The sequence below is a fragment of the Streptomyces sp. TRD_SC_5 genome (genome assembly GCF_056836825.1).
Window position 1 is genome coordinate 3422289 of record NZ_JBWZZS010000001.1, and the last position, 25277, is coordinate 3447565.

A 25277-nucleotide genomic window follows, 5' to 3' on the forward strand; every position below is an offset into this window, starting at 1 on the left:
AGGGACCACTGCCTGAAGGCAGCGGTCCCTTGACGTTCCGTACGGGTACGGTCAGTTCTCGGCGAGGGGTGCTGTGGGCGCCTCCCGTACGCCGAGCGCGGTGAAGCCCGTCTCAGTCGTGATGCGGTGGATGCTTCCAGGGGCCTCGATGATCAGATCGCCCGGCGCGTAACGGTCCCCGTTGTCGTTGACCATCTCGCCATCGAGTACGAACATCAGCTCGTAACCGAGGTGTTCGTGGAGATCGCCGTGGGCACCCGGGGCGAAACGGACGAGGAACGCCGCGGCGGGCTGTGGGGAATCGGTGGCGTAAAGGGGGGCGATGTCCACGCCGGCCCGGCCGGGCTGGGTCCAGGTATTCCACTGCACCGCCTCGCGGCCCGCCGCCGAGTGCAGGTTCCTCAGCACCGTGACGGTTCGCTCCTGATGTCCACCGGCACGTGGTGCGGCGTCGGTCATGACTCTTCTCCTTCTGGGTACGGCGCCAGGCAGTGGGCCGCGATGGCGTCGGCGTCACGGATGAACTCGTTCCAGGGGCCCGGCCGTCCACTGCCCACGAGGGTGAACCAGCGGGTGTGCTCGGTAGGGACACCCAGGACGCAGAGCCCGGTGTCCGGCTGCCCGTCGGCCGCCACCGGGTGGAAGGGGCTGGTGGTCACCGCCACTCCGCCGGTGGGGAAGGCGCCGTCGCCCTCGCCGTTCACGAACTCCGTCCAGATGCCGTGCCGCAGCAGGTTCCGGCTCAAGGACGCGGGATCCCGCAGTACGTCAGGATTCGGGATACGGGCGTCGATGACGATGTCGGCCGGCACCGCGGATCCGGCCACCGCGGGTGAGGAGATCACGTACGAGTCCCGCGCGGTGTCGCCGGTGAACCGGCTGTCCGGGCCGACGACATGAAGCAGACCGCATTCGATGAGGGCGAGGGCGTAGCGCACCCGTAGCCTCGGCGGACCGGCGGCCAGGAACGAACTGCGCGGGGCGAATTCGGCGAGGAAATCCGTACGGTGCGAATCGGGGTTCAGGCCCCCGAAGTCCACCAGTTCGCGGATGACCCAACGGGTGTCGCGGAGCACGTCGAGGGAGGTCTTGAGGGGGTCGTCGACGTTGCCGCGTTCGGCGTGCGCCAGATCCCGCCGCAGCGCCTGGGTCAGGGACTGCCGGAATGCCTCCGGGCCGGGGAAGTCCTGTCCACCGAAGGGGCGGCTGAGTTGCCATAGATCTGGGGCGGCGGACGGGTCCTGCACGCCGTGCCGTGCGGCGATGTCCGCGATGTCGGGAGGGCCGTCGACGGCGGAAGCGACGACGTCAGCGGTGAAGGCGTCCGCACGGTCGGCACCGGAGGAGCGCAGAACCGCCGCGAAGTAGGTCAGGTGCACCTCCGCGACCAGCCAGGGGAGGATGTCGCGGTCGAAGTCGAGGGGACCGCACGGTGCGTGGCCCCTGATCCGCTGCGGGGTGAAAAGGGCGGGCCGGAAGGAAAAGGCAGACGATTTCTGGTTACGTCCACGGGCAGGCAGGGGTATGCCGCTGCGTGAGCCCGCGACCAGGCGCGGCTCCTCCCCGCTCGGCTCGTACGTGACGTCTCCGTCGATGCCCTCAATAAATTTTCCACCGCGGCCGACTGTGAGCGCGAACATGATGTCGTAGAAAGAAAGGCCCAGCCCTAGAATTCCTACGGTCGCGTCCGCCGATATGTCGTGCAGTGGCATATCGGCGGCCGAGTCGCCGCGTATATAACGCAGTCCGGGACGGGCGGCGGCGAATTCGGCGAGCTCCTTCTGGTGCCCGGTCAAGGCCGGTGCCGGATGGCCCGTGGCGAGCACGACCCGATCGGTGTGCAGTGAGCTGCCGTCCGACAGGAGCATCCGGTAACCACCGCCTTCCGGCTCGATGTCATCGACGGTGGCCTTGACGCGGTGCAGCGTGGTCCCGGAGGGCAGGCCGGCCTCGACGACGTCGAGCACGTGGGACATGTACCGGCCGTGCAGCGCCCGCGGCGCATAGCCGTCGGGACCTGGGCAGGACAGGTCCGTCTCGGCCCACCACTGCGCCAGGGACGGCCCCGCACCGGGCCTGGCCGGACCGCCGTCCGGCGGGCCCGAGAACATGGTGACCTCACCACATACCGTGTTCATCAGAAACCAGTCGGGCTGATCGGTGCGCCAGATCCGGCCACAGCCGACCTGCACCGCGTCGATCAGGAAGATCTCCGCCGCGCCGGGCGGGGCCTCGGCCAGCCGGGTGGCGATACGTTCCAGCACGCCAAGGCCCCGGGGGCCGCTGCCGACAATCGCGATTCGGCGTGAATGTGCCACCACACTCGACCTCTCTTGCAGCATGCTTACGGAGCCTGCGCGCCCAAGGAATTCTCATGAAATTCAGGACACGCAGGGACGGCGGGAAGACAGGATGGGCTTCTCCGCATTCAGCGGGCTGGTCGCCCCACGGCCCGGGACATTACCCGCGACGCCGCGGGCAAATCAATTGCAATGTACTCATACACAATATGAGCGGCGCTCATGAAAAATGGCACCGAATGATTCCGGCGGCTATGATCACCGAACTCTGCCAGACCGAATACCCGGAAAGCCGGAAAGGGAGACAGCATCGTGGGACGCCCGGCACTACTGCTCATGGACCTCATCAACGACGTGGTCCATCCCGAAGGGAAGTACGCGCACGACGGCTATGCCGAGCAGGTGTCCCGCCGGGGTGTCCTGTCCCGGGCGGCGGTGGCTGCCGACCGGGCCCGTGCCGCCGGCATCCCTGTCGTCCACGTGACGGTGGGCTTCTCCCCTGGCTATCCCGAATGGCCCGCCCGGTCCAAGGTGTTCGCCCCGTGCCGGGACGAGGAGCGCCTGCTACTGGGCGGCTGGGGCACGCAGGTGCACGACGCCGTCCGCCCCCGCGAGGGGGAGGTGACGGTGACCAAGCACCGGCTCAGCCCCTTCCACGGCACCGGCCTGGACGTACTGCTACGCGCACAGGGAATCGACCGGCTGCTGCTGGCAGGCGTGTCCACGGACCTCGTGGTGATGTCCACTGCCCGTGACGGACACGACCGCGACTACGGCGTGGAGGTCCTGGAGGACGCCACCGCCACCGCCAGTGAGGAACTGCACCGGGCGGCCGTCACCCTGCTCGCCCGCACCGCCACGGTCACCACCGTGGACGAGGCCCTGCCCCGCTGACCCACATGAGGAACGAAGGAGCGCCCATGGGCTCGACGCTGGCCGAGAAGGTCTGGAACGCACACGTCGTCCGCCGTGGCAGCAACGGCGAGGACCTGCTCTACATCGACCTGCACCTCCTGCACGAGGTCAACACGCCTCAGGCGTTCGACGGGCTACGGGCATCCGGCCGTACCGTACGCCGCCCCGACCTGACGGTCGGCACCGAGGACCACAACGTTCCGACCGTCGCTGTCGACAAGGTCATCCAGGACCCGCTCGCGCGTCAGCAGTCCCGGCTCATGCGGACCAACTGCGCCGAGTTCGGCATCCCGCTGTACAAGGTCGGCGACCCCGAACAGGGCATCGTGCACGTGATCGGTCCGGAGCTCGGCCTGACCCGGCCCGGCATGACGATCGTGTGCTGTGACTCCCACACCACCACCCAAGGTGCTTTCGGGGCGCTGGCGTTCGGCATCGGCACCAGCCAGGTGGAACACGTACTGGCCACCCAGACCCTGCCGATGCGACGGCCCAAGGACATGGCCGTGACCGTGAACGGCACCCTGCCCCCGGGCGTGAGCGCAAAGGACCTGGTACTCGCCCTCATCGCCCGGATCGGAACCGCAGGCGGCCAGGGGCACATCATCGAGTATCGAGGTGAGGCGATCTCCGCGCTGTCGATGGAGGGCCGGATGACCCTGTGCAACATGACCGTGGAGGCGGGCTCACGCGCCGGGATGGTCGCTCCCGACGACACCACACTCGCGTATCTCCGGCAACGGCCCGGGATGCCTGCCGGCGCCGCCTGGGACGCGGAGGCGGCCCACTGGATGAATCTGCGCACCGACGCCGGTGCCGTCTTCGCCAAGGAAGTCGTACTCGACGGAGGCTCGTTGGCGCCCTACGTGTCCTGGGGCACCAATCCGGGCCAGAGCATTCCCCTGGACGGCCGGGTCCCCTCCCCGGGCGACTTCGGCAATGCGGAGGAGCATGCGGCAGCCACGCAGGCGCTGGCGTACATGGGTCTTACGCCGGGCACCGCGATGCGGGACGTGGCGGTCGACACCGTCTTCATCGGATCGTGCACCAACGGACGCATCGAGGACCTGCGGGCAGCCGCCGAAGTGCTGGAGGGGCGCGCGGTCGCCGACGGTGTCGAGATGGTGATCGTCCCCGGCTCCGCGAGCGTGCACCGGCAGGCCGTGGCGGAGGGGCTGGCTGACGTCTTCGCGCGTGCGGGCGCCGACTTCCGGCCGGTCGCCGGATGTTCCATGTGCGCGGCACTCAACGAGGACCGGCTGAGGCCCGGCCAGCGGGCGGCCTCCACCAACAACCGCAACTTCGAGGGACGCCAGGGACGAGGGTCCCGCACCCACATCGTCTCCCCGGCCGTAGCCGCCGCCACGGCCGTCGCGGGCCGGCTGGCCGGGCCCGCCGACCTGTAAAGGAGATCACCGATGGTGAAATTCACCGTCCACCGCGGCACAGCCGCCCCGCTGCGGCGCAGCAACGTCGACACCGACCAGATCATCCCCGTACGGTTCCTCAACCACTCCCACCGCACGGGTCATGCCGACGCTCTCTTCGCCGACTGGCGCCAGGACCCGGAGTTCGTCCTCAACCAGCCGGCCCACCAGGGCGCGAGCGTGCTCGTCGCCGGGAGCGACTTCGGCACCGGGTCCTCACGCGAGTACGCGGTGTGGGCGCTGCAGAACTACGGCTTCCGTGTGGTGATCGCCCCACGCTTCGGCGACATTTTCCACGGCAACGCGCTGGTGAACGGCCTGTTGCCGGTCACCGCACCGGAGAAAGCGGTCGAAGAACTGTGGGAGCTGATCACCGATGATCCCTCCCGTGAGGTGACCGTCGACCTCCAGGAGTCGTACGTGCGATGCGCGGGGCTCACCCTGCCGTTCACCGTCGATGAGGACGCCCGCCGGCGTCTCCTGCTGGGCCTCGACCTCATCGACGACACCCTGCGGCACGAGGACACCATCGCCGCCTACGAACGCACCCGGAGGCCGGCGCTGCCGCTGACGGCCGCGCTCTGACGGCGGGCAACCTCCTGAGCGGCAGAGACGAACGCCGCCACCCTGTCGTCGGCCTGCGTACCCGGGCGCAGGCCGACCGCCAGATGACGGGTCAGTGGCGTCGAGAACGGCAGCCTCCGCACGCGCGGCAGCGCGTCGGGCAGCACCAGTTCCGGGAGAACGGCCGCTCCCAGCCCTTCCCCGACCATGGCGAGAACGGTGCCGAGATCATTGATCCGGTGCGAAACGCTGATTTCCGTGCCGGCCTCCTGGAATGCGGCACGGGCTATTGTCTCGGCGTCGCCAGCCAGCATGAGAAGGGGAACTCGCCCCAGTTGTGCACAGGTGACGGCCGGGCCGGCCGTCAGCGCATGCCCTTCCCCCAGCAGCACGGAAATCTTTTCCTGAATCAGTGGCACGGTGGCCAGTTCAGGCGTGGAGAAATCCACGATGCCGACATCCACCGCATCCTGCCGCAGCCATCGCGCGATCCGACTTTCTGTGCCCTCCTTTATCTCGATCTCCAAACGTGGAAAGCGCGTTTTCAGCACCGTCATCGCCCGCGGCAGCAGCCGGGCGGCAAAGCTCGGACCCGTCCCCACGCGGAGGGTGCCCGCGTCGGCGACGCCGGTACTCCGCGCCTCCTTGACGATCAGTTCTGCGTGGCGCACCACTACCTGAGCATGGCGGATGACACGGCTTCCCTCCGGCGTCAGGTCCGCACCGCCACGGCCACGCCGCATGAGCGTGACCCCCAGTTCCCGCTCCAAGGCCGCAACAGCATGGCTCACGGCCGACTGGCTCACGCCCAGTTCCAGCGCTGCCTGGCTGAAACTCCCCGTCTCGGAGATGGCGACGAACGCCGCGCACTGAGTCAGTTTCATGAAGCCCCCCGTGAATGAATTCGCATCTACGTCGTTCATGTATCTGGCGGCGACAGTAACGGACAGCCGGTTCCGGAAGGAGAGGTCATCATCCCAAGGTGGAAGAAAGAGGTCGCTCCTCCACTTTTGTATGACCCGATTCCACCTCCGAATGAGGCTTATTGACGGAGCAACGCCGGCGCTCGGACAATCCAGTTGCAATTTTTCCTGCACTTTCACGCCATCTCGTGAGTGCCCAGTCAGATGGATCAGGAAAGTGAGCAATGCAACCCATTTACTCTCTGACCGACACCGAACACGACGAGCTGTACGACCTGCTCTCCGCCGTTGGCAAGCACGCCTATGAGGACTACCCGGCCTTTTCCCGGGCCGTCACTGACCTGATCGACCAGGGCCGGATCCCCGACTTCTTCACCGAGGCATGCAGGCGCATCAAGACCGACCGTGAGAGCGGCGCCTCACAGGCGCACGTCCTGCGAAACGTGCCGATCGACGCCGACGTACCGGTCCTGGACCACGACGACCCGGTCAGCGACAAGCACGCCAAGAAGAAGACCTTCATCGGCGAGGCCCTCCTCGAGCTTTTCAACCAGCTGATGGGCACGCCGCTGTTGGCCTACGCCCGCAACCGGGGCGACTTCTTCACCGACGTCGTCGCGTACAACCGCTTCAGCGGACTGTTCACCGGCTACAGCGACAGCGAGCTGTACTTCCACAACGACCGCACCGCCCACCCGGTCCGCGCGGACTACATCTCCCTGCTGGGCCTGCGGTGCCCCGACGATGTGATCTACACCGGCTACGTCGACGGCACCGCCCTGCTGAAGCAGCTCACCGACCAGGAACAGGCTGTCCTGCGGCAGCCGCACTTCATCACCCCGTTCGACGTGTTCTCCCGTGAACACAACACCGAACTGACGGAGTCCGAGCGGCACTCGATCGTCTACGGCGACCACAGCTTCCGCTACATGGACACGACCACCACCACTGCCCCCGGTGCCCCGGTAGAGGCCAAGGACGCCCTCATCGCCGTAAAGGACGCGCTGGCCAAGGCCGACAAGCAGCGCCACCGCATCCTCACCAAGGACCTGTTCGTCCTGGCGAACCAGGACGGCATGCACAGCCGGGAGAAGATCGAGATCAATGATCCGGTGCGTGCGAAGTCCCGCTGGCTGCTCAAGACGTACGCCTTCCGCGACGACGCGGCCGCCGACGTCCACGCCGACGCCTGGCTGAACGGCGTACGCGGTCTCGTCGGGGACTGACCGGCCCGTCCCTCCCCTACGAGCCAGAGTGAGCCAGGGGTGTCACCGGGCGCCGCAGACGCTCCGGCCCGGTGACACCCCTGGCGCCGCCCGTACTCCCGTCAGGAAGTAGTCACTGTGCCTTCCCGTGCCGCCTCCCGCTTCTCCAGGATCGAGAAATCTCCCACGTACGCGATCCTCGACCTGGCGGCGTCCCTGCGCGCCCGAGGCGAGTCGATCCTCGATCTCGGCGGCGGAGAACCCGACTTCGCCACACCCGGTCACGTCACCGCCGAGGGCATCGACGCCCTCGGCCAGGGCTTCACCCACTACACCCCCAGCCGCGGGCTGCCCATGCTGCTGGAAGCCATCGCGAACAAGCTGCACAAGGACAACGGGCTGGAGGTGGACGCCGCCCGCCAGTTGATCGTCACCCCGTCGGCCAAGCACGCCCTGTTCATCTCCGTCATGACCCTGCTGGGTCCCGGCGACGAACTCCTCGTCCCGACGCCCAGCTGGGTCAGTTACCCCGCCATGGCCCATCTGGCCGGCGCCCGGCCGGTCCTGGCACCGCTCAGCGCCGACAACGGGTTCCGCATCACCCGTGAGGCTCTCCAGGCGCACGTCGGCCCCAACACCAAGGCACTGCTGGTCAATACGCCCAACAACCCCACGGGCAACGTCCTCACCCGCGCCGAGGCCGACGCCATCGCGGCCTGCGCGATCGAACACGACCTGTTCGTCATCGCGGACGAAATCTACGAGAAGGTGCTCTTCTCCGGGGAGCACATCAGCCTCGCGTCCCTGCCGGGAATGGCCGACCGGACGGTGACCGTCAACGGCTTCTCCAAGGGCTACGCCATGACGGGCTGGCGGCTCGGCTACGTGGCCGCCCCTGCGGATCTGTCGTCCGAGATGCTCAAGGTCCAGCAGCACACCGTCGGCTGCGCGGCATCCTTCGCCCAGCGGGGTGGCCACAGCGCCCTGACCGGTCCGCAGGAACCCATCGCCCGTATGACCGCGGCCTACGCCGCGCGCCGCGATCTGCTCGTCGACGGTCTCGGGCGGATCCCTGGCCTGCGCTGCGGGCGGCCCGACGGCGCGCTCTATGTCTTCTGCGACATCAGCGGAACCGGCTTCCCGAGTTCTGCCGAGTTCACCAGTTGGTTGCTGCGGGAGGCCGGAGTGGCGGTCACACCGGGATCCGCGTTCGGTCCCGGTGGTGAGGGACATGTCCGACTCGCCTTCGCCACGTCCGAGGATGTCCTTGAGGAAGCCGTTACGCGCATCGAAGCCGCCATGGCCGAGCGGAGCCGTCGGTGACTGACATGCAGAAGCCCTCAGGGATGCCGTTCCACAAGTACCGCCCATACGACCAGGTCCACCTGCCCAACCGGACGTGGCCGGACCGCCGCATCACCAAGGCGCCCCGCTGGCTGTCCACCGACCTGCGCGACGGCAACCAGGCCCTGATCGACCCCATGAGCCCCGCGCGAAAGCGTGAGATGTTCGACCTGCTCGTACGCATGGGCTACAAGGAGATCGAGGTCGGCTTCCCGTCGTCCGGCGAGACCGACTTCAACTTCGTACGCTCCATCATCGAAGAGGGCGCGATCCCCGAGGACGTGACGATCTCCGTCCTGACCCAGGCGCGCGAAGAGCTGATCGAGCGGACCGTCGAGTCGCTGGTCGGCGCCCGGCGCGCCACCGTGCACCTGTACAACGCCACCGCGCCGACCTTCCGCCGTGTGGTCTTCCGGGGCTCCAAGGAGCAGGTCAAGCAGATCGCCGTGGACGGCACGCGGCTGGTCATGGAGTACGCCGACAAGCTGCTGGGCCCGGAGACGATCTTCGGCTACCAGTACAGCCCGGAGATCTTCACCGACACCGAGCTGGACTTCGCCCTGGAGGTCTGCGAGGCCGTCTGCGACGTGTGGCAGCCGGAGGAGGGCCGGGAGATCATCCTGAACCTGCCCGCCACCGTCGAGCGCTCCACGCCGTCCACGCACGCGGACCGCTTCGAGTGGATGTCGCGGAACCTGTCCCGGCGTGAGTACGTCTGCCTGTCCGTGCACCCGCACAACGACCGGGGCACCGCCGTCGCCGCCGCCGAGCTGGCGATCATGGCGGGCGCCGACCGCATCGAGGGCTGCCTGTTCGGGCAGGGCGAGCGCACCGGCAACGTCGACCTGGTCACCCTGGGCATGAACCTGTTCTCCCAGGGCGTCGACCCGCAGATCGACTTCTCGCAGATCGACGACATCCGCCGCACCAGCGAGTACTGCAACCAGATGGAGGTCCACCCGCGCCACCCCTACGCGGGCGACCTGGTCTACACCGCCTTCTCCGGCTCCCACCAGGACGCCATCAAGAAGGGCTTCGACGCGATGGAGGCCGAGGCGGCCGCCGCCGGCAAGACGGTCGACGACATCGAGTGGGCCGTGCCGTACCTGCCGATCGACCCGAAGGACGTCGGCCGTTCGTACGAGGCCGTCATCCGGGTCAACTCGCAGTCCGGCAAGGGCGGTATCGCGTACGTCCTGAAGAACGACCACAAGCTGGACCTGCCGCGCCGCATGCAGATCGAGTTCTCGCGGATCATCCAGGCCAAGACCGACGCCGAGGGCGGCGAAGTCACGCCGAAAGACATCTGGGCCGTGTTCTCGGATGAGTACCTGCCCAGGTATGACAGCCCCTGGGGCTGCGTCGGGGTCCGGCACCACAAGCTAGCCGTAAACGCCGACGGCACCTGCGAACTCCTCGTCGAGGCATCCGTCGGCGGTGAGCCGGCGCTGCTCACGGGGAGCGGCGCCGACATTGGGGAAGCGGTCAGCGAGGCGATGTCGCAGCTCGGCTTCGCGGTACAGGTACTGGAGCGGGCGAGCCATCCCCTCAGTGACGGTGTCCGGCCGCAAGCGGCCGTCTATGCGGAGTGTTCCGTCAACGACCGGGTGCTGTGGGGAATGGGCATCGATTCGAGCACTTCCGGGGCCACTGTCACGGCCGTAGCCTCCGCTGTGAACCGCTACCTGGGACGTGAGCCAGCGTCCGTTCCCGTCGGCGGCCGCGGGGTCGGACAGAGAAGTTGAGGGGGGAGGCCGTCTGCCGAAAAAGGAGGACGGCCTCCACCCGATTTCTGACATCCAGCTTTGCGAGAATATGAGACACGTGGCTCTTCACAGTGGCTTGCGTGATACTCAACCGACCCGCCACCTCAGCCGTAGAATTACCCAAAGCAAGCAGGGAAAGTATGTCGAACTCACGACTGGAGAGGGTCCCCATTTTCTTCTGCATATCACCACCGGATTGTCCACGCAAAAGCAGTTCTGACGTGAAGACGGTATAGCCGGACACTGCGGCATTCGCCGCCGAGACGAGTCGATCGAGCCTCGAGTCCTTCGTCAGGAGTCCGCTGGCGCCGGCTGCGAGCGCGGTCTCGACTTCTTCACTGGACCAACTGACGCCCAACAGCAGTACGGATACCCCGGATGAGACCAACTCTCGTACACCGTCGGATATGTCGTCGCAGGGGCCCGGGGACCACAGCACCAGGTCGACTCTCCCCACCGGCCATTCCCGCATCGGCCTCCGGGCATCCACTCCAGTAACGAAGCCCACGTCCCCGGCTTCGCGCAATACGGCAGCGACGACGTGACGAGAAATAGGATCCTGGTCAGCCAGGAGTATAGACGTACTCAAGAACTTTCCCCCGTTGGATTGTGCGCTGCCCAGCAGCCCGCAGTCACCCTATCTAGTTTCACAGGCCACACAGGACGCACAGGGCGGCTCTTGGGTATCTGTTTACAGTTTTTGGTGTCCTCTTGGGCTGCACCAGCATTCCTGCCATAAGGGGCAAGGCAGCCTCAAGGAACACATGTAAGACGCATTTGACCTGACTGCTGAATGCTGATTTGTGACCGGCTGTCCCGCCGGTGATGCGTCGCCCGGGCATCGATCCTTGATCGGCACGGGAGGGAGGGGCGTGGAGTGCGACATGCGCGGTCAGGCGTACCGGACTCGTCGGCGGCATACCGTTGGCACTCTGGCAGCCACATCAGTCGAGTCGGACTGCAGCATCAACAACCGCCGGGAGACGACCCCCGAGCGCGATGTGCTTGCGCATGCAACCTCGGTCGCCGACCATGCGATGGACGTACGGACAACAGCGGCAACTGCCAGCCAAAGGCATCGACGAACCGCCTACTCCGTCGCCGAGGCCGGCCTCGGCCTGGCCCGCGGCCGCATCGGCGCAGGGGAGTTCGCCTCACGAAGCTGCACGGCCACCCTGGCCACCGCACTGTCCTGGGCTTGTGGAGCCGTCGGGCAGACGGCATTGCCCATCCCGGTGATCGGCGCGCTGGCGGGCGGACTCGCCGGCCAGGTTGCGGCTTCGCTGATCACTCAAGGGCTCCAAGCAGCCCTTGTCGCCGCCCGCAGCGACGACGCCGAAGCGAACGGACTGGGCCTCCTCGAACGCGAACTCCTCACCTCCGCCGTGACCGCCGGGCTGCTCGCCGACGCGGTGGAGCAGCTCGACACCGACCGCGCCCCCCATGCTGCGGCTTCCCTCAAGCCCCGGCTGGCCAACATCCAGAAACAGATGACGGCCCGCCGACCCCACCAACGCCCTGGACGCACTGGCCGCACTCACACGAGACGTAGCAGGCTGCCCGGTCTTCGGCACCCAGGACGAATTCAACCGGTGGATGGCCCGGGAAGGTGCCGTGCTGGTCCTGGCCCCCAACTGGTGAACCGGCCGACACTCAACGCCGTCGAGCACGCGGGCGGCACCACGTCGGCTGACTGCGGGGCGCCCTGATTGCGGACCTGGCCGCGTGGAAAACTCGCCCCGTCGGCGCGCAGCTCTGCGAGGGTGCGAGTAGGTAGGCAAGTGCGGCCAGGAACGCGCCGACGGGGCATATCAGTCCCATGGGCAGCACGGAGGGTACCGAGAACAGCCCGACCAGCGGGGCCGCAAGGCCACCGAGGGCGTACTGGCACAGGCCAAGCAGTGCGGAGGACGTACCAGCCGTGCGCGGGCGGCCGTCGAGGGCCAGCGCTGAGGTGTTAGGCAGCAGAAGGCCCATGCTGGAGACGACGAGCAGCACAGCGGGGCCACTTCTCAGTCGGCATCGCCCGCATGCCCGGACCATTGCCACAGTGAATGGCCGTCACGCACTGGGCTCCCTCGGCATGTCCTCGCGACAGACAGCCAGCGCGCGGCGCCCTCGCCAGCGCTCCGTGCCATTCGCAGGGGTAAACAGCGGTCACTACGGGTGCCGCGCGGCCGCTGGCCAGGAGCACACCAGCACAGGGTTTTCGCTGGTCAGGGGCGTATCCGGCGATCAAGTGCTGGTTGATTCCCAAGCTCAGAGCGCGAGTTCGATTCTCGTCACCCGCTCCACCAGAAAGCCCCAGGCCATCGGCCGGGGGCTTCTTTGCTGTCTGAACCAGTTCAAGCGTCCCGCACCAGATCCGCACCAGAAGGCCCCTGGGCAGCCTTCTTACGGGCGGCCCGCAGGACGTCGTCCAGCCCCCTCGCGAATCCCTGTTGCCGCTCAAACTCCGAGTGCTGGTAGATCAGCGCGGCCTTCCGACGGCTGCCCGGGCCCAGACCGTCTTGTCGTTGACCGTGGTCAAGGAACGGGTCACCAAGGCGTGCCCCGTGTGACGGGGATCGTAGGAGCGGAAGCGGTTCGGAATGCCGACGAGGGCACGAGCCTTCTGTCTTTAACTGCCTGAACGGCTTGCCTTCTCCCCATGAACAGAAGTCCGTCCGGCCTCTCGCGGACCAGTCGAGTCGAGATGGCGCCGGAGGTCGGTCCGCAGAAAAACCGGCAGGCCTACAAGTCGCCTGCCTGCCTGCCTCCGACTCGGTGTCGCCGAGCACTCGGCGACCGGTCGGTAGGACTTGGCCACGGTCGTCGCGGCTCCGGTGGACGACAGCCGGTCGGTCGGTCAGGAGCGACCGCGCTCACCCACCCACTGGAGGTGCTCCTGAAAGCCGACGGCTCCGGCTTCCGAGTCCTGCCAGTCACAACGCCTGCGGTCGGCGGGGGAGTCGCCATGAGCATGCTGTTAACCTCCCTCACACACGCGTGGGGGGAGCGGTCGGGGGGCCGAGCGAGAAGTCAGGGCGCTGCCGTACGTCCCGCCATGCCCTCTTCACGCCTTCCAGGAGGAATGGTGGCCCGACTCGGCCGACGCCGGTACAGACCGGCCCTTGGTTCACTCTCATCACGGCTCAGACCGGCGGCGGCCCGTAACAGGGCCGTCGTGACGGCGGCGCTGAGCATCAGCCTCGCGCTTGGTGTCACGCCGGCCCTGGCGGCCCCGGCGCCGTTCTCAGGCGCCGCGGCCGAAGAGCTGGTGTTGCCCGCCGCCCCACGTGCCGTCCCCCGGGCAACACAGATCCTCAACGCGGGTACCAGTGGCTTCCTTTGGGCCCAGGAGGGCGACGACCGGCTGCTGTGGACGGACTACGCCACCGGCGCCACCACCGCGCTGGAGCAGCAACTACCGGCGCCGGTCGAGTACGACATCGACAGCGGCTATTTCCACGAGGCCGCCTCGTTCCATCCCGGCTGGTACGGGGATGGTTCCGACACAGTCGCCCTCTACAACGACGAGAACTCCGACAAGCCGTCGCCGCACGTCACCCTCCTGCGGGGCGCGGGCACCTCGGGCGGCACCACCGAGGTGCCGCTGCCCGACGGCCACTCGTACCGGGGCACCTTCGGCAACACTGTCCTCACCCGCACCGGCGACGACGGCAGCCCTGCGGCCTACCACCTGTGGCGGCCGCAGGGCGGGGGCGGGGTCACGGAGGCGCCCGTGACCGGGCTCCCGGCCGACGCGTACGACGTCGTGGTCCAGGACGGCGACGCGCGGTCCGTCATCCTCCGCTACCAGGCCGGCGACGGATCGGAGGGCTGGGGTCACTGGGGCATCGTCGACCTCGCCACCGGGGAGTTCAGCGCGCTGCCCGACCGGGTCAGACCCGAAGACGGCTGGGAGGTGACCGGCTTCCAGCTGGGCACCGACTCGGTGTTGCGGCTGCGTGCCGGACGGAGCAAGGCGGACGTGTTCGACCGGAGCGACCTGGCCGCGCAGCCCCGAACCGTCGACACGGGCGCCTTCACCCACGACGCTTCGTACGGGATCGTCGGCGCCACGCCGCTGGCCGTCGAGCCGGTGGCACCGGGCGACAACCAGTACCGGGGCCAGCCCCTCTGGTCCCTCGCGTCCGACGACACGGCCCCGTCCATGTCCAAGGTCATGGACCCGGCCGCCCGCCAGATCGTCCAGGCTCCGGACGGCTCCGTCCTCGTGGCGGGCGCCGAGCGATACGTCGAGCGGGGGGACCTCGACTGGGGTGTGTACCGGATCGCCCCGGCCGCTGACGGCTCGGTCACCCGCAGCCGTCTGACCGCCGTCCAGCCGATGCCCGCGCAGATCCACGGCCTCTCCCTCGGCAGCGGCATCCTCACCACGGCCGACAACAGCACGCTGTACGAACCGGCCACGATCCTCGGCGCGTACCGCAGCACCTGGCTCACCACGCCCAACGCGGGCGGCACTCCGAGCGTCGCGAAGACCACCGTGGACGGGCTGGTCAGCGGCAGGGACGGCACCTGCGACAGCACCACGCCCCGCTGCATCCGGATGTTCGCCGACGGCACCGGCCTGCACGGCCGCCGCGACGCCACCGAGTCAGGTCTGACCATGCTGCGGGCCAACGGCGCCACCACCTGGGGCCCGACCCTCGACACGGGCGACTCGACCCCGCAGCTCGCGGACCTCTCCGGGCGGTACGCCGTCGTCGACGGTGCCTCCTCCGGCAAGCAGTACGTCGGCGAGTTCCCCGCCGGCGCGGCGGGCGTGGTTCTTCAGAACCGCGACCGGGTCGCGGCGGCCGTATGGGGCTCCACCCTGTGGAGCGGCGCGGCCACCGGAGGCAAGGTCACGGCCACCCGGCTCCCCTCCGGGACCGCCGTGGAGTCCTTCACCACCAGCAACGGCTGCACCCCGTCCAGTCTCCAGGCCGTTGGCCGCTGGGTGTACTGGACCTGCGTGGATTACTGGGGAGATGTGCGGGGTTCGGGCATCTACGACCGTACGGCCAAGCGCGCCGCCACCGCCCCGGCGGGCAATGTCCTCCTCGGAGACGGCTATCTCGTCCAGCATGTCTCCGGCATCACGTCGGACAGCGGACTGAAGCTCATCGACCTGCACGACGGACTGCCGTCCAGCGGGTCCCACACCGACCTGCCGAGCCGTAAGCTCGCCGACTGGACTGAACTCGGCCGCGAGAACAGCGGGGTGGGCACGACCTGGACCGTGGACCGCTTCGGCGGCGGCGTCGCCTATGCCGACGACGAGCAGCGTGTGCACCTCGTGCCGACCGGCGTTCCGGCCTCCGCGCTGACTGCCATCGACTCCACGGTCAAGACCGGGGCCGCGAGCTGGTCAGGAAACTGGTGGCTGTCGAAGCCCGCCGCCGCCTGGAAGGTCACAGTCCGCGACAAGGCGTCCGGCACCACCGTCCGTACCCTGTCCGGCTCCGCCGCCCGCGGTCTGCTGACGGCCGCCTGGGACGGCAAGGACTCCACGGGCCGCCTCGTCACCAACGGCACCTACACCTGGACGCTCACCGCCCAGCCCGCCGACGGCCAGGGCGCTGCCCTTGCTCTCTCCAGCACCGTGAAAGTGACGGCCGGAGCGGCAGCCCCGCGCGACTACGCGGGCAGCGACGGCGTCGGCGACGTCCTCACCCTCAACTCATCCGGCACGCTCACCGTCCACCGCGGCACCGGCACGGGCGCGCTGGGCAGCAAGGTCTCCGGCTCCGGCTGGCCGACCACCGCGAAGTTCGTGCCATACGGCGATCTCAGTGGCGACCGCTGCAACGATGTCCTGGTCCGGCTGAGCAGCGGTGCCCTACGCGCCTATCGACCGGCCTGCGGCAAGGCGGCGACGCCCTCGACGCCGTACACCTCGCTGGGAACCACTGGCTGGAACCAGTACGACGTCCTGACCTCCCCCGGCGACATCAACGGCGATCGTCACCCCGACCTGATCGCCCGCCAGTCCTCCACCGGGGACGTCTACCTCTACAAGGGCACCAGCACCGGCAAGCTCTCGGCACGCACCAGGATCGCCTCTCGCTGGACCGGCTACAAGAAGATCGTCGGCGCCGGGGACCTGAACGGCGACGGCCGCGGCGACCTCATCGCCCAGGACCAGTCCAACGAGCTCTGGCGCTACGACGCCAACGCCACCAGCACAGGCGGCTTCAAGGCGCGGGCCAAGGTCTTCAGCGATTGGGGCGCCTCGTACAACGCGACGGTCGGCGTCGGCGACGTCACAGGCGACGGCCGCCCGGACCTCGTGTCGCGGGACACCACCGGGAATGTCTGGCGCAACAACGGCAATGGGAAGGGCTCGTTCGGCGGCCGCACGAAGATCGCGACGAACTGGCAGGGCTACAAGAGCGTCGTGTAGGGAGTCGGCTCTGCGGCACCCGATACGGGGGTGCTCGGCCTGGCCCGGCAGCCGCTCATGGCGGACTGCCGGGTCTCCGCGCTTTGGACGGGCGTCGCGGGGACTGCCAAGGGGGCGCCCTGCAGCGTTGCGCCATCTGTGCCCCTCAGTGCGGCAACAGCGGCCAAGGAGGGTACTCAGGCGCCTCGACCGCGATGCGTCATGCACTGGATATCGGCAGGTCAAGAAATGCATGGGCGAATGCGTCCAGGAGACCCGAGGCGAGGAGGCGGCCAAGGTCCGAGACGCCCCCGTCCGGGGTGCTGGGCTGACCTGGCCCACGTCGATCCGCACCCCGCCGGGGTGTGTCGCTCGCTGCGGGTTCGGTCCCGGGACCCGGGCCCTTGTCTGCGGCTGCTTCGCTGGACTGCACCTCAGGCCCCGCCGCCGTCGCCGTCCAGGCCGCGCAGTACAGCAGCAGCCTGGCCATAAGGTTGATCCACAGAACGACGGCGACCGGCACAGCGAAGGCGCCGTACATGCTCTTCCCCGCGACGCCCTGCAGATAGCCGGTCAGCAACAGCTTGAGCAGCTCGAAGCCCACCGCTCCGATCAGACCGGCCACCACGACCGCGCGCCGACCGGGATGCACGCGCACCAGCCGGGTGAGCACGTAGACCAGCAGCAGGAAATCGACGAGCAGGGCGATGGCCAGACCCGCGAAGAACAGCAGCGCCCGTCCCGCCCCGCCCTCGATCCCGACCCTGTCGGCGGCCCAGCCAACCGCGCTGTTCGCGAACACCGAACTGCCGAGCGCGACCAGCCCGACCACGCCAAGACCGACCGGCACCCCGGTGTCCTTGATCCTGAGCAGGATCGGATTTCCAGGGTCCTGCTCTTCTCCCACACCGCACGCAGGCACCCGCGCAGGGCGCTGACCCAGTTGATGCCGATCACGAGCAGCAGCGCGCCGGCGATGAGCCCGACGGCCCCGGCGTGCGCGACGAGACGGTCCAGGTCCAGCAGGTCGGAAAGCCCCGGCGCCTGGTCGGCGATCTTGTCCTGGAGTTTCCCGAGCTGCTCCTCGCTCAGCAGCTTGGCGCTGATCGCCGCACCCACGGTGATCAGCGGAAAGAGTGCGACGAAACTGGTGAAGGTGACGGCGGCGGCGAGCCGGGCCCAGTGGACCGTGGCCAGCCGCTCGTACGCGCGCCATGCGTGTGCACGCATCAGCCGCGCAATCATGGGCCCAATCCCGGGCAACCTGGTCAGCCATTCCGCCGTGTCGCCCCCGCCCGCGGTGGTCAGGCCGCCCGCGCGAGCCGTTGCTCGGTGGCCTTCTGGCGGGCGGCCCGTACCCTCGTGTCGATGCCCTCGGCGACCTCCTGCTGCCACTCGTCGTCGGAATTCAGCAGGCCGTTCCGCGGATGGTTAACCACAAGCTCGTCGTACGAGTGCTCGCATCCGTCATGCCGTTGCAACGAAGCGCGCACATGACGCGCCGCTCAGCGCCGCGGGGATGCGGTGGCCGGGTGGGGGATCAGGGTGGTGTCGAAGTCGCCGTCGGCAATCTCGCGAGCGAGCTGTGCGAGCTGACGTTGGTGGGCGCGGGCGTACGAACGGAAGGCGGTGAACGCATCGTCCAGCGAGATCTGCCAGCGTTCCGCGAGGATGCCCTTGACCTGTTCCAGGACGATGCGGCTGGTGAGGGCGTACTGGAGTTGGGCACGCTCGATGTGGCTGTGGTCCAGGGTGCGCTGCTGCAGGATGGCGATGGTCGCGATGTCTGCCAGGGCCTGGGCGAGGGTGATGTCCTGATCACCGAGGGGGTCGGGGTCGGTCTGGAACAGGGAGAGCGCGCCGATCACACGGCCGCGTAGCCGCAGCGGAAGGGCGTTGGTGGCCACGAACCCGGTCTCGTGGGCGCGGGTGGCGAACTGCGGCCAGCTCTCCGTGGCTTTCGGATCGGTGAGGTTGATGTTGGTGCGGGCCTGGCCGCTCTTGTAGCACTCCACGCAGGGGCCTTGGTCGTGCTGCAGGGCGAAGAGCTCCAGCAGCCGGGTGTGTTCGTCGGAGGCGGCGATGGTCTGCAGGGTGTCGTGCTGGTCGGCCAGCAGGATGCCGACCGCCGCCACGTCCAGCAGTTCCATGCAGCGCACCGAGAGCTGCTGGAGAAAGTCGATGAGGTCGAAGTCGTCGGTCAGGGAGTCGGCGACTTCCACGAAGACCTCGGTGAGCCGTTGTTCGCGGGGCATGTCGATCAGTCCTTGTCTACGACGGTCGGGGGCGTGCCGTTGCCGTTGTGGTCCAGGCGGAGCCGCCGGTCCACCACGTCCTGGGAGATGTCGGTGATGGAACGCCCACTGCTGTAGGCATGCGCGCGCAGCCGGAGCAGGGCTTGGGGCAGGGGCAGGGAGAGTTGGACGCTGACCATGCCCGTCGCCTGGTGGATCACGGCGTGCTGCAGGGTGCGCGGGGGGCCGGCGGGGGACGGCCCGTCCACGCGAGGCTCGCCACTGCCCAGGCACCGGGCGGTAAGCGCGTCGGCCAGGATCAACGCGTCGTCGGCCTGCTCTGCGGTCAGCGGGCCCGGGGTGCGGCGTACGGCGGTCAGGACACCTGTGCGGATCGCGCCGATCCCCATCGGGAAGCAGAAGACCGCCCGGGCCGGCAGGCCGGGGGCCTCCATGGCCAGCGCGGGCCAGCGCGCAAAGCGAACGCCGGCCAGGTCGGGCACCCACACCATCGCGCCGGTACGGGCCGCGTCAGGCCCGGGGCCCTCTCCGAGGGTGAGCTGAAGGTCCTCGAAGCGGCGCGTCGCGGCGTCCGAGCACCACAGGAGCTCGGTGAGGTCGCCCTCGGTGACCAGGGAGACCGCGAGGCCGTCCACGCCCAGCGCGGCGGCGCCGGCCGCGGTGACATCGGCGACCTGGCCGGAGCCGTCGTCGGACTGCAGCAGACGCAGAACCCCGACCATGCGGTCACTGATCACCCACCACCACCTCGCCCCGTGCCGCCGGGCGGGCCATGGCCATGCTCTCGGGCCCGGTCACGAGGCCAACAACGTGGGACACGCGCCCGCCACGTCGTCCGTGACAGCGACGCGCGGCGCGGGGACCTGGGGCCGGTCGTAAAGAAGGAAACCGGTGGCGGTCAGATCCAGGAGGCGGGTCAGCAGCGGACTCGGGTGGCGCAGACACAGCGACCCCCCGGCCGTGGTGGTGAGCCGAGATGCGACCAGGAAGGCATTGAGGCCGCTGACATCGCAGAAGGTGAGGAGCGTCAGATCGATGTCGACCGTACGGATTCCGTCCCCCAGGCAGTCTTCGATCACCACGCGCACGGACTGTGCTGTCTCCAGGTCGAGTTCACCCGCCAGGGTGATGGTCGCGTGGCTTCCCCGGTCGCGCCGGTGGATGTTCAAGCTTGAGAGAACAGGCATAGTGCCTCAGTTCTTATGACCACCTGGTGCAGCGCTGGGCGGGCCTGGAATTTCGGCCACACCTGGCACGTATTCCGCGTGGTCGGACGCCTTTACAGGTCAGGCAAGAGCGACGGATGGCAACCCTGTTGCAGGGCCGTGAACCCGACCGGCTTCGCCTCGAAGGTGGGCCTGTGGTGATCCAGACGTCCTGTCCACTCCCCACAGGCACCAGCACGACAACAGCATTGGGCCACGCCGGGGTCTGGGACGTCCATCGCAGCATAGCCCTCGCGCCCACCCCCCGGCAGCCGTTCCTCGGTCACCGCCTTCCAGCGACCTTGCGGCCCCTCTCCGGCGTACGGCCCTACCGGCTCACACGCCGACCGGTGCCACCCGTGGACGCGCGAGCAGTCACCGCCACTACGCCGCACGAAGGCGTCGCAACGCACGACGCCACTCGTGTTGCATCTCCTGCGGGAGCTTCTTGCCCTCCGTGGTGGCGACCAGGGCCGCAGCTACGTCCCTGAGTTTGACGTTGCAGTGCTGCGATACGTCCACCAGGAGATTCCAGGCCCCCTCACTGGAACAGGACACCAGGGCCATCACCATCCCGCGCGCCTGGTCGATCACCGCGTGGCTGACCAGCGCCTGCCCCAACTGCTTGTTCTCGGCACGCAGTGCAAGAATTTCCGCGACCAGAGCGGCGTCTGCCACCACGCCCACAGTCGTCACAGCCCGCTGTGCTTCATGAATCGTGATCGTCTGACGCATGGTGTGTACCTCGCAGCGCAGTCAGCGCGTCCGGCCTGGGCGAAGGCCGTTGGCACGCCTGGATGCCAGTCCGCCCCATCGGTCACCTGTGATATTCGCTGTCCCGGCGATTCCGGCCGCCCCGGCGCTGCCGCCTGTACCGGCGGTCCCAGCGGTCCTGACGGTCCCTGTAATCCCGATAATCCCGGTAATCGGAATCGCCGCCACGGGCCCCGCTCCTGGCGCCACCGCGGCCGTAGTGCACGAGACCGAAGATGAGAACGGCTGCGGCCACCCACCAGACGGGGCTGAGGAATCCGAGTCCGAGCAGGACCACGATGAGGATGAGAAGCAAGACGAACACGGCGACCCTTCCCGGAGCGCAACAAGACATCGCTGCCGGGGACCGGGGCCTCACTCAACAGCATAGTCCTGACCAAGGGTTGCGGATAGCGCCCCAAGCCGGCCCGAACCACCTTGCCTGGATGACGACTTGACGTCTCATCAGGAAATGCGGCGACGACTGCCGTGCGCGGCACAGCCCCCGGGCGTCGCCCCCCGGTAGCATCGAAAAGCCACGGCGCTCCATCGGGAGCACACCTTGCGCCGGTGCCGGACCTGCCTCGTCACCAATCGAGTCGCCGATTTCGCCCTCGATGCCATCAGGCCCGTCGATCGCTGCGGCCGAATCGAGCCAGTGCCGCAAGAGCGCGTTGCGTCGGCCCAGTGCAGTTCACCCATGCCAGCTGCTCTACGTACTCCCCGTACTCGCCTGCCCCGTCGGCATGGGACTGATGATCTGGTTCATGATGCGCTCCAACCGCCCCTCGTCCACCGCCCAGCCGCCGCACACGGCCCCCACTGCCGAGCAGGAGCAGGAGCAGGAACTCCGCCGCCTTCGCAAGGAAGTCGACGCCCTGCGCGGTGAGCTCGACGCGCAGCCCAGCCTCCACAAGGACTCACCGGCGTGACCAGTCTCTGGCTCCCCCTGGCCGCCACCGTTCTCGCCGCGGCCCACGACACCAAGCCTCGCTCCGCGGCCGTCCCGAAGCACTGCGTGGTGCCAGGATCCGACCGCAGCCTGCCCCTCGCCTTGGCTGGCCCAACCTCCGCAAAGTGCTCCCGCAAACCATGATCGGCCCCCACCCTCGCGAGCGAGCCTGCACCGCTGCAACTACTCGCCGAGCTGGTCCGACCGAGCGGAAGCCGTCGCCGTGCCACTACGTGCCATTCGAAGCGGTAAACCACGGGCATCTGCGCACCGCCCCGAGACGATGCCATCTCGGGCGTTTCACCTGGTCAGCGCTGCGGCAGCAACTCAAAGGCTGGTTGATTCCCAAGCTCAGAGCGCGAGTTCGATTCTCGTCACCCGCTCTTGCAATAAGGCCCAGGTCATCGACCCGGGCCTTGTTCGTTGCGCGAACCTCTCCAGGCGCCTTCGTCGCGTAGTCCTCGCTGCTCACCGGAGAGCGCTGTCTCCGTGCCGCTCCACCCGGGGGCGCTTAGGATCGCGAGCATGGCCCTGATCATGAGTGACGTGGACCGGTTCGAGACTGCCAGGCCCCGGCTGGAGGCCATTGCCTACCGGCTGCTCGGCTCGGCGAGTGAGGCGGAGGATGCCGTGCAGGAGACGTTCCTGCGCTGGCAGGCAGCCGACGTCGAGCGGATCGCGGTGCCTGAGGCCTGGCTGACGAAGGTCCTCACCAACTGGTGCCTGAATATGCTCACTTCGGCACGTGCCCGGCGCGAGACGTACGTGGGGAGGTGGCTACCCGAGCCGCTGCTCGCCGGGGACCCGATGCTCGGTCCGGCCGACACCGCCGAGCAGCGCGAGTCGGTGTCGTACGCCGTCCTCGCCCTGCTGGAGCGGTTGTCGCCCAACGAGCGGGCGGTGTACGTGCTGCGCGAGGCCTTCGCCTACCCGCACCGGGAGATCGCCGAGATCCTGGAGATCACCGAGGCCGCCGGCCAGCAGATCTACCACCGGGCCAAGAAGCACATCGCGGACGGCAAGGCACGCACCGAGATCGACGAGGTCGCCGCCCGGAGAATCGTCGAGGAGTTCCTGGCCGCGGCGACCAGTGGCCGTACCGAACCCCTCGTACGCCTGCTCACCCAGGACGCCGTCTCGGTGGGCGACGGCGGCGGGAAGGTCCCGGCCCGCGCGAAGGCGTTCGAGGGCGCGCTCGCGGTCGCCACGTTCCTGCGCGGCCTGTTCAAGCCCAGCGCGGCCAAGCGGGCCCATGTCGGCGGCGCGCCCGAGATCTACGCCACCACCGCAAACGGCGGGCCCGCCATCGTGGCGGTCGTGGACGGCCGGGTCGTCGGCATCACCTGCCTGGACGTAACCGCGGAGGGCATCGCCGCCGTCCGCAGCCAGGTCAACCCCGACAAGCTCGTCCGCGCGACCGAGCAGTGGGCCGCTGCGGACCACGGGGAGGCCCCGCTCCACACCCTCTGAAGGGATATGACGCAGGTCACACTCCGATCCTGTCAGGGAACGGGGGGCTGTCCGGTTCAAGGGGCGAAACCACGCCGGACAACGGCAGCCCCCGCCCAGACAGGAGCACGGACATGCAGCACCGCATCGTCGTCCTCGGAGCCGGCTACACCGGAGCCGTCGCCGCCGGCCGCCTCGCCAAGCGGCTGCACCGCGAGGACGCCACCATCACCCTCGTCAACCCCGAGCCCGACTTCGTCGAGCGCGTCCGGCTGCACCAGCTCGCGGCCGGCCAGGACCTCAGGCCCCGCCCGTTCGGCGAGATGTTCGCGGGCACGGGCGTGGAGCTGAAGCTCGCGAAGGTCACCGCCGTGGACGTCGACCGCAAGACGGTGACGGTCGCCACCGTGAACACCCCCGAGCGGGAGGAACTGGAGTACGACACTCTGGTCTACGCCCTCGGCAGCGGCTGGAACGACGGGGGCGTCCCCGGCACCGCCGTACACGCCCACGAGATCTCCAGCCGTCCCGGCGCCCTCCGCCTCCGCGATCGCCTGGCCACCCTGGACGCCGGCCGGCCCGTGGTCGTGGTCGGCGGCGGCCTGACCGGCCTGGAGGCCGCGACCGAGATCGCCGAGGCCCGCCCGGACCTCGACGTCGCCCTGGCCGCCCACGGCGCCCTCGGCGACTGGCTCTCGGAGAAGGGCCGCTCCCACCTGCGGAAGGTGGTGAACAAACTCGGCATCACAGTCCACGAACACACTGCGGTCAACGCCGTGGAGGCGGACGGCGTGACGACCGCCGGCGGCCGGACCATCCCCGCCGAGGCCACAATCTGGACCACCGGCTTCGCCGTCCACCCGATCGCCCGGGCCACCGCCCTGGAGCTCACCGACCGGGGCCAGATCGTGGTCGACACCACGATGCGCTCGGTCTCCCACCCGGACGTGTACGCCGTGGGCGACGCGGCGATGGCGACCGGCCCGGGCGACAAGCCCCTGCGCATGTCCTGCGCCTCGGGTGTCCCCATGGCCTGGCAGGCCGCCGACGCCATCGCCGCCCGTCTCGCCGGCACCAAGGTCCCCCGCGTCTCCATCCGTTACTTCCAGCAGTGCATCTCCCTCGGCCGCAAGGAGGGGCTGATCCAGTTCGTCACCGCCGACGACCGAGCAGTCGACAGCGCCCTGACGGGCCGCGTGGCCGCCCTCTACAAGGAACTGATCTGCAAGAGCGCGGTGTGGGGCGTCGCCAACCCGACAGCCGGCATGCCGTCCCGGCACCGGCGTGTCGTACGGCAGGAGACTCGGAGCCGCGCACGGGCGGAGGCCGCAGCCTGACCCCGCCACGGTCGAACTGCGGCTATCGGCAGACGTGGTGCGCTGCATCGCAGGTGATCTGGTCCCGTTTCCCTATGGTCCCTCCGCCGAGAAGGGCGTGCCACAGCATGCCAGCAGAGGCGGTGAACAGCGGACAACAAGGGAGCCGACGAGGCGGCGAGAAAGCGCGAGCCTTCCGCCGCTTCCGCCCGAAGGAAGTCCGCCGGAAGGACGCGCCTTTCTCTCCCACGAAGAGGAGACCGTTCGGGCCCTTCTCCGCGAACCAGTCGAGATGCCGACGTAGGCCCCCGTGAAGGAAATCCGGTAGGACCATGTACCGCTTGCCCGCTTCCGACTTCGTGTTGTACTCGGCACGCTTCCGGTGTTCAGCTCCGGTGCGGCCTTCCTGACCCGAATCGTCATGGCGTCCAAGTCCACGTCCTTGCGCCTCAACTCGGCCTGCTCCTCCAGGCGCATCGGGCCGTACGCCCGAGGTAGACCATCAGCCGCCAACGGACACCGACGGCTCA

The 25277-nt window shown here is 68.5% G+C and carries 20 protein-coding genes and 2 pseudogenes; 11 read left to right on the forward strand and 11 right to left on the reverse strand.

Annotated elements, in window-relative coordinates; all coding sequences use genetic code 11:
- Positions 1-51: 51 nt before the first annotated feature.
- Both AC1P0E_RS15885 and AC1P0E_RS15890 read right to left on the reverse strand, forming a co-directional pair.
- Positions 52-459, reverse strand: coding sequence for a cupin domain-containing protein (locus tag AC1P0E_RS15885; protein ID WP_482742815.1), 408 nt, complete (start codon positions 457-459; stop codon positions 52-54).
- Positions 456-2342 carry an FAD/NAD(P)-binding protein gene (locus tag AC1P0E_RS15890; protein WP_482742816.1) on the reverse strand — a complete coding sequence of 629 codons (1887 nt, stop codon included), beginning with the start codon at positions 2340-2342 and terminating at the stop codon, positions 456-458. Before AC1P0E_RS15890 ends, AC1P0E_RS15885 begins: the two co-directional genes overlap by 4 nt.
- Positions 2343-2612: 270 nt before the next feature.
- Here AC1P0E_RS15890 and AC1P0E_RS15895 point away from each other — a divergent pair, with 270 nt between their 5' ends.
- From AC1P0E_RS15895 to leuD, 3 genes are read left to right on the forward strand one after another with little or no spacing between them, the layout of a single operon-like run.
- Positions 2613-3194: a cysteine hydrolase family protein gene (locus AC1P0E_RS15895; RefSeq protein ID WP_482742817.1), complete on the forward strand. Its 582-nt coding sequence runs from the start codon at positions 2613-2615 to the stop codon at positions 3192-3194.
- A gap of 26 nt (positions 3195-3220) precedes the next feature.
- Positions 3221-4621: a 3-isopropylmalate dehydratase large subunit gene (gene leuC / locus AC1P0E_RS15900; RefSeq protein WP_482742818.1), complete on the forward strand. Its 1401-nt coding sequence runs from the start codon at positions 3221-3223 to the stop codon at positions 4619-4621.
- A 12-nt stretch (positions 4622-4633) separates the two neighbouring features.
- Positions 4634-5227 (forward strand): 3-isopropylmalate dehydratase small subunit, encoded by a 594-nt coding sequence (gene leuD, locus AC1P0E_RS15905; protein WP_482742819.1) that lies wholly within the window; start codon positions 4634-4636, stop codon positions 5225-5227.
- Here the strand turns inward: leuD and AC1P0E_RS15910 are convergent.
- Positions 5179-6129 (reverse strand): LysR family transcriptional regulator, encoded by a 951-nt coding sequence (locus tag AC1P0E_RS15910; protein WP_482742820.1) that lies wholly within the window; start codon positions 6127-6129, stop codon positions 5179-5181. The genes leuD and AC1P0E_RS15910 overlap by 49 nt on opposite strands.
- Before the next feature lie 224 nt (positions 6130-6353).
- Between AC1P0E_RS15910 and AC1P0E_RS15915 the strand changes: the two genes are divergently transcribed.
- From AC1P0E_RS15915 to leuA, 3 genes are all read left to right on the forward strand, one after another.
- Positions 6354-7355, forward strand: a complete 1002-nt coding sequence (locus AC1P0E_RS15915; RefSeq protein WP_482742821.1) for a taurine catabolism dioxygenase TauD — start codon at positions 6354-6356, stop codon at positions 7353-7355.
- 117 nt (positions 7356-7472) lie between these two features.
- Positions 7473-8657, forward strand: a complete 1185-nt coding sequence (locus AC1P0E_RS15920) for a pyridoxal phosphate-dependent aminotransferase (RefSeq protein WP_482742822.1) — start codon at positions 7473-7475, stop codon at positions 8655-8657.
- 5 nt (positions 8658-8662) lie between these two features.
- Positions 8663-10423 (forward strand): 2-isopropylmalate synthase, encoded by a 1761-nt coding sequence (gene leuA, locus AC1P0E_RS15925; protein ID WP_482745772.1) that lies wholly within the window; start codon positions 8663-8665, stop codon positions 10421-10423.
- On the opposite strand, the gene AC1P0E_RS15930 is transcribed toward leuA, so the two are convergent.
- Complete coding sequence (locus tag AC1P0E_RS15930) at positions 10332-10916, reverse strand: LuxR C-terminal-related transcriptional regulator (protein ID WP_482745773.1); 585 nt, start codon at positions 10914-10916, stop codon at positions 10332-10334. The genes leuA and AC1P0E_RS15930 overlap by 92 nt on opposite strands.
- 412 nt (positions 10917-11328) lie before the next feature.
- Here AC1P0E_RS15930 and AC1P0E_RS15935 point away from each other — a divergent pair, with 412 nt between their 5' ends.
- Both AC1P0E_RS15935 and AC1P0E_RS15940 read left to right on the forward strand, forming a co-directional pair.
- Complete coding sequence (locus tag AC1P0E_RS15935) at positions 11329-12153, forward strand: hypothetical protein (protein ID WP_482742823.1); 825 nt, start codon at positions 11329-11331, stop codon at positions 12151-12153.
- A 1457-nt stretch (positions 12154-13610) separates the two neighbouring features.
- The gene (locus AC1P0E_RS15940; RefSeq protein ID WP_482742824.1) at positions 13611-16838 is read left to right on the forward strand and encodes an FG-GAP-like repeat-containing protein; all 3228 of its coding nucleotides are present in this window, start codon (positions 13611-13613) and stop codon (positions 16836-16838) included.
- Positions 16839-17151: 313 nt separating this feature from the next.
- Here AC1P0E_RS15940 and AC1P0E_RS15945 read toward each other — a convergent pair.
- The 6 genes and pseudogenes from AC1P0E_RS15945 to AC1P0E_RS15970 all read right to left on the reverse strand — a co-directional run.
- A pseudogene (locus tag AC1P0E_RS15945) lies at positions 17152-18062 on the reverse strand (YihY/virulence factor BrkB family protein); the annotation flags it as partial.
- A gap of 59 nt (positions 18063-18121) precedes the next feature.
- Entirely contained in the window at positions 18122-18256 is a 135-nt protein-coding gene (locus AC1P0E_RS15950) for a hypothetical protein (RefSeq protein WP_482742825.1), read from the reverse strand.
- Positions 18257-18322: 66 nt separating this feature from the next.
- Entirely contained in the window at positions 18323-19072 is a 750-nt protein-coding gene (locus AC1P0E_RS15955; protein ID WP_454375137.1) for a GAF domain-containing protein, read from the reverse strand.
- Positions 19073-19077: 5 nt separating this feature from the next.
- Positions 19078-19809, reverse strand: a complete 732-nt coding sequence (locus AC1P0E_RS15960) for an ANTAR domain-containing protein (RefSeq protein ID WP_482742826.1) — start codon at positions 19807-19809, stop codon at positions 19078-19080.
- Between the two features lie 57 nt (positions 19810-19866).
- The gene (locus tag AC1P0E_RS15965; RefSeq protein WP_482742827.1) at positions 19867-20259 is read right to left on the reverse strand and encodes an STAS domain-containing protein; all 393 of its coding nucleotides are present in this window, start codon (positions 20257-20259) and stop codon (positions 19867-19869) included.
- Positions 20260-20661: 402 nt separating this feature from the next.
- Complete coding sequence (locus AC1P0E_RS15970; protein ID WP_482742828.1) at positions 20662-21012, reverse strand: ANTAR domain-containing protein; 351 nt, start codon at positions 21010-21012, stop codon at positions 20662-20664.
- Positions 21013-21776: 764 nt separating this feature from the next.
- On the opposite strand from AC1P0E_RS15970, the gene AC1P0E_RS15975 reads away from it, so the two are divergent.
- From AC1P0E_RS15975 to AC1P0E_RS15985, 3 genes are all read left to right on the forward strand, one after another.
- A complete protein-coding gene (locus AC1P0E_RS15975; protein WP_482742829.1) occupies positions 21777-21962 on the forward strand; it encodes a hypothetical protein in 186 nt (61 codons plus the stop codon).
- A 545-nt stretch (positions 21963-22507) separates the two neighbouring features.
- Positions 22508-23452 (forward strand): RNA polymerase sigma factor SigJ, encoded by a 945-nt coding sequence (gene sigJ / locus AC1P0E_RS15980; RefSeq protein ID WP_482742830.1) that lies wholly within the window; start codon positions 22508-22510, stop codon positions 23450-23452.
- 113 nt (positions 23453-23565) lie between these two features.
- Positions 23566-24768, forward strand: coding sequence for an NAD(P)/FAD-dependent oxidoreductase (locus tag AC1P0E_RS15985; RefSeq protein ID WP_482742831.1), 1203 nt, complete (start codon positions 23566-23568; stop codon positions 24766-24768).
- Positions 24769-24934: 166 nt separating this feature from the next.
- On the opposite strand, the pseudogene AC1P0E_RS15990 reads toward AC1P0E_RS15985, so the two are convergent.
- Positions 24935-25274, reverse strand: a pseudogene (locus AC1P0E_RS15990) (site-specific integrase); the annotation flags it as partial.
- Positions 25275-25277 lie beyond the last annotated feature (3 nt).

Bases quoted from the DNA above. Each gene is read 5' to 3' on its own strand.
- AC1P0E_RS15885 (WP_482742815.1), bottom strand. From the start codon at position 459: ATGACCGACGCCGCACCACGTGCCGGTGGACATCAGGAGCGAACCGTC.
- AC1P0E_RS15890 (WP_482742816.1), bottom strand. From the start codon at position 2,342: ATGCTGCAAGAGAGGTCGAGTGTGGTGGCACATTCACGCCGAATCGCG.
- leuC (WP_482742818.1), top strand. From the start codon at position 3,221: ATGGGCTCGACGCTGGCCGAGAAGGTCTGGAACGCACACGTCGTCCGC.
- leuD (WP_482742819.1), top strand. From the start codon at position 4,634: ATGGTGAAATTCACCGTCCACCGCGGCACAGCCGCCCCGCTGCGGCGC.
- AC1P0E_RS15910 (WP_482742820.1), bottom strand. From the start codon at position 6,129: ATGAACGACGTAGATGCGAATTCATTCACGGGGGGCTTCATGAAACTG.
- AC1P0E_RS15915 (WP_482742821.1), top strand. From the start codon at position 6,354: ATGCAACCCATTTACTCTCTGACCGACACCGAACACGACGAGCTGTAC.
- leuA (WP_482745772.1), top strand. From the start codon at position 8,663: ATGCAGAAGCCCTCAGGGATGCCGTTCCACAAGTACCGCCCATACGAC.
- AC1P0E_RS15930 (WP_482745773.1), bottom strand. From the start codon at position 10,916: ATGCGGGAATGGCCGGTGGGGAGAGTCGACCTGGTGCTGTGGTCCCCG.
- AC1P0E_RS15935 (WP_482742823.1), top strand. From the start codon at position 11,329: ATGCGCGGTCAGGCGTACCGGACTCGTCGGCGGCATACCGTTGGCACT.
- AC1P0E_RS15955 (WP_454375137.1), bottom strand. From the start codon at position 19,072: ATGCCCCGCGAACAACGGCTCACCGAGGTCTTCGTGGAAGTCGCCGAC.
- AC1P0E_RS15965 (WP_482742827.1), bottom strand. From the start codon at position 20,259: ATGCCTGTTCTCTCAAGCTTGAACATCCACCGGCGCGACCGGGGAAGC.
- AC1P0E_RS15970 (WP_482742828.1), bottom strand. From the start codon at position 21,012: ATGCGTCAGACGATCACGATTCATGAAGCACAGCGGGCTGTGACGACT.
- AC1P0E_RS15975 (WP_482742829.1), top strand. From the start codon at position 21,777: ATGGGACTGATGATCTGGTTCATGATGCGCTCCAACCGCCCCTCGTCC.
- sigJ (WP_482742830.1), top strand. From the start codon at position 22,508: ATGGCCCTGATCATGAGTGACGTGGACCGGTTCGAGACTGCCAGGCCC.
- AC1P0E_RS15985 (WP_482742831.1), top strand. From the start codon at position 23,566: ATGCAGCACCGCATCGTCGTCCTCGGAGCCGGCTACACCGGAGCCGTC.